We start from the raw sequence: 3,389 nt of genomic DNA on the forward strand, positions 1-3,389 counted from the left end.
GTCGGCACGATCCACGGCCGAACGGTCGCGGTCTACGCGCAGGACTTCACGACGTTCGGGGGATCCCTCGGCGAGGTCGCCGGCGACAAGATCGTCAAGATCATGGAGTTCGCCCTGCGGGGCGGCATGCCGATCATCGGCATCCTCGACTCGGGCGGCGCGCGCATCCAGGAAGGCGTGATCGCGCTGGGCAAGTACGGCGAGATCTTCCGCCTGAACACCGCGGCATCGGGCGTCATCCCGCAGATCTCGATCGTCATGGGCCCCGCCGCGGGCGGCGCCGTGTACTCCCCGGCGCTCACCGACTTCGTGATCATGGTCGACAAGACCAGCCAGATGTTCGTGACCGGACCCGACGTCATCAAGACCGTCACGGGCGAGGACGTCGGCATGGAGGAGCTCGGCGGCGCGCTCACGCACAACACCCGTTCGGGCGTCGCGCACTACCTCGCGCAGGACGAGGACGACGCCCTCGACTACGCGCGCACGCTGCTCGGCTACCTGCCCGACAACAACATGGCCGAGCTGCCGGTCTACGAGACCGAGTTCGAGTGGGAGACGACGGATCCGGATCGTGCGCTCGACACGATCGTGCCGGATTCGCCGAACCAGCCGTACGACATCCACGAGGTCATCTCGCATCTCGTCGACCGCGGCGACTTCCTCGAGGTGCAGCCGCTGTTCGCCCCGAACATCGTGATCGGCTTCGGCCGCATCGAGGGCCGCACGGTCGGTGTGATCGCGAACCAGCCGTCGCAGATGGCCGGCACGCTGAACATCGAGGCCGGAGAGAAGGCCGCGCGCTTCATGCGCTTCTGCGACGCCTTCTCCGTTCCGATCGTGACGCTCGTCGACGTGCCCGGCTACCTTCCCGGCACCGACCAGGAGTGGACGGGCGTCATCCGCCGCGGCGCGAAGCTGCTGTACGCCTACGCCGAGGCCACCGTGCCGCTGGTCACCGTGATCCTGCGCAAGGCCTACGGCGGCGCCTACATCGTGATGGGGTCCAAGCAGCTCGGCGCAGACATCAACCTCGCGTGGCCGACGGCCGAGATCGCGGTCATGGGCGGTCAGGGCGCGGTGAACATCCTCTACCGCGGCGAGCTCAAGCGCGCGGAGGAGGCCGGCGAGGACGTCGCCGCCGTGCGCACCCGCCTGGCCAACGAGTACACCTACAACGTCGCGTCGCCGTTCCTCGCGGCCGAGCGCGGAGAGCTCGACGGCATCATCGAGCCGTCCGCCACCCGCGTGGCGGTCGCCAAGGCGCTGCGCTCCCTGCGCGGCAAGCGCGCCGAGCTGCCGCCCAAGAAGCACGGGAACATCCCGCTCTGATGACGACCGAGGATGCGAACGGCGCAGAGGCGAATCCGCCGCGCGTGGAGATCGTGCGCGGAGCGCCGACGGAGGAGGAGCTCGCGGCTCTTCTCGCGGTGGTCGGCGAGGAGTACACTCGCGAGACGGAGGAGGCCGTCGCCGATGACAGCCGTCCCTCTGCGTGGCAGCTCACGCAGCGGTCTCTGCGACGCCCGCTCCGACGGGACATCCCGTGGGGGAGATTCGCGGGCTGACCGGCTCGGAAGGCCCCACCGACCGGAAGCGCAGATGTCCCCCAAAGTACCTACAGACGGTGGGCTTGCGGCTGTTCGATACTGGGTGTGGAAACGCTTGAGCGTTGGCCGACCATCCGTCCCAGGGTAGGCGGATGTGATCTCGGCCCATAGCGGACGGTTTTCGGGTAACCGTTCCGCGACCCGGTGGGGGTGGCATCGCCACCCCCACCCTTCTTTTTGCGCCGGAACGGCCGATGCCGGGGCAGGACGGGCCGTGACGCCGCGGTCACTGCGCGGCGGTCGGGCGCTGGACCTCGCGCCAGAGCTGCACGTCGTCCTCGTCCGTGAGGCCGTCGCCGCCGGGTGAGCGTCCCACGATCGTGATCGCGACCTGCGGGTCGGGAGCCGTGCGGATGATGATGCGCTCCGCGTCGGTCTGCCGCAGCGTGTCGGCCAGCTCGTGCCGCACGCTGTCGAGGTGCTCGGGCGCGAGGTCGTCGAGCCCGCCCTCGTCGAACACCGTCACGGTCGCGCCGCGCAGGCGCGCGGCGGCGATCGCGTCGCGCACGTCGTCGTCGAGAAGACGTGCGCCGCGCAGCTCGTCGCGCAGCCGGCCCTCGGCCAGGCGGGCCGTGGTGCGCTCCTCGTCCGTGAGCTCCCCGTCGGACGCGATCACCCGTGACAGGACCGGCCCCGCCACGGCGAGCGCGTACTGCACGCGGCGGCGGCGCTCGAGCCGCCGCACGGCCTGGCTCGCCTGCCATGCGGATGTCGCCTGCTGCAGGGCCGCGAGCCGGGCGGTGTCGCGGTACGCGCGATCCGTGAAGACCATGAGCAGCTGCGCGATCGCGACCCATACGGCTGAGCCCACCAGGCCGAGGCCGAGGGCGGGCCCCAGTCCGATGGCGAGCGACGACTCCAGGGTCAGGATGCCGATGCCGATCCAGGCGTGGATCGGGCGGTGTCGCGCGCACACGATGGTCAGCACCGCGCCCACCGCGCCGAGGTACCAGGTCGCATGCGAGGCGGTGCGCTCGTCGGGCGGCGTGTACGCCGCGACGAGCAGCGGGATCAGCGCGGTGCCGGCGAGCACCACGAAGGCCGCCCACTGCGGCAGGACCGTGCCGGCGCGCTCTCGAGGGGGACCCCCGCTGTCGCCGGATTCGCCCGCGTACTCCACGTACAGCGCGATGAGCGTCAGCACGAGGTACAGGGCGACGGCGACGACGGCGAGCGGCATGTTCACCGCGCCCTCGGGCCGCACCAGGCCGCGCACCGCGAAATAGGCCGTGAAGGCCAGGGCGATCGTGTCGAACACGCGACGGACGCTTCTCATGCCTTCGTCTTCCCCATCCAGGTCAGCGCCACGGTCGTGCCGCGCGCCCCGGACTCGATCGTCGCGTCGCCGCCGACGGCCGCCATCCGCGCGAAGATCGACGCGCGGATGCCGAGGCGGTCGGCGGGGATGGACGCGACGTCGACGCCGGGACCCGAGTCCGACACCTCGACGCGCACCCCCTCGCCGGCACGCGAGACCGCGACCTTCAGCCCCGCGCCGTCGGCGTGCTGCACGGCGTTCGCGACGGCCTGGGTCGCCGCGAGCACGATCGCACGGGCGACGCGGCCGGGGACCGCGGCGCGTCCGTCGTCGACGCCCGAACGCGTGACCTTCAGCGGCACGCCCAGCTCGTCGGCCGAGCGCTCGATGGCCACCGCGATGCACTCACGGGCCAGGGGCTCGTCGCTGCCCTCGGGGTCATCCGACTCCGCGTTGGCGAGACGGGTGAGCGCCTCGCGCGCCATGGACACGGCGAGCTGACGCTCGCGCGGGGTCCGCGC

General features: G+C 71.5%; 4 protein-coding genes. 2 read left to right on the top strand and 2 right to left on the bottom strand.

Features of this window, described 5'->3' with window-relative positions:
- Together RIF89_RS12500 and RIF89_RS12505 are read left to right on the top strand one after the other, a co-directional pair.
- Nucleotides 1–1,332: acyl-CoA carboxylase subunit beta (locus RIF89_RS12500; protein WP_309069432.1), on the top strand; the 1,332-nt coding region annotated here is incomplete at its 5' end.
- Nucleotides 1,332–1,568, top strand: a complete 237-nt coding sequence (locus RIF89_RS12505; protein WP_309069433.1) for an acyl-CoA carboxylase subunit epsilon — start codon at nt 1,332–1,334, stop codon at nt 1,566–1,568. The genes RIF89_RS12500 and RIF89_RS12505, both read left to right, overlap by 1 nt.
- A gap of 268 nt (nt 1,569–1,836) precedes the next feature.
- On the opposite strand, the gene RIF89_RS12510 is transcribed toward RIF89_RS12505, so the two are convergent.
- Together RIF89_RS12510 and RIF89_RS12515 are read right to left on the bottom strand one after the other, a co-directional pair.
- Nucleotides 1,837–2,886 (bottom strand): hypothetical protein, encoded by a 1,050-nt coding sequence (locus tag RIF89_RS12510; protein ID WP_309069434.1) that lies wholly within the window; start codon nt 2,884–2,886, stop codon nt 1,837–1,839.
- Nucleotides 2,883–3,389 (bottom strand): ATP-binding protein (locus RIF89_RS12515; RefSeq protein WP_309069435.1); only part of this gene is annotated, 507 nt, incomplete at its 5' end. The genes RIF89_RS12510 and RIF89_RS12515, both read right to left, overlap by 4 nt.

Source organism: Microbacterium sp., assembly GCF_031178525.1.
Taxonomy (GTDB): Bacteria; Actinomycetota; Actinomycetes; order Actinomycetales; family Microbacteriaceae; genus Microbacterium.

What these genes read in the sequence shown, in the direction of transcription:
- RIF89_RS12505 (WP_309069433.1), top strand. Translation starts at nt 1,332, where the DNA reads ATGACGACCGAGGATGCGAACGGCGCAGAGGCGAATCCGCCGCGCGTG.
- RIF89_RS12510 (WP_309069434.1), bottom strand. Translation starts at nt 2,886, where the DNA reads ATGAGAAGCGTCCGTCGCGTGTTCGACACGATCGCCCTGGCCTTCACG.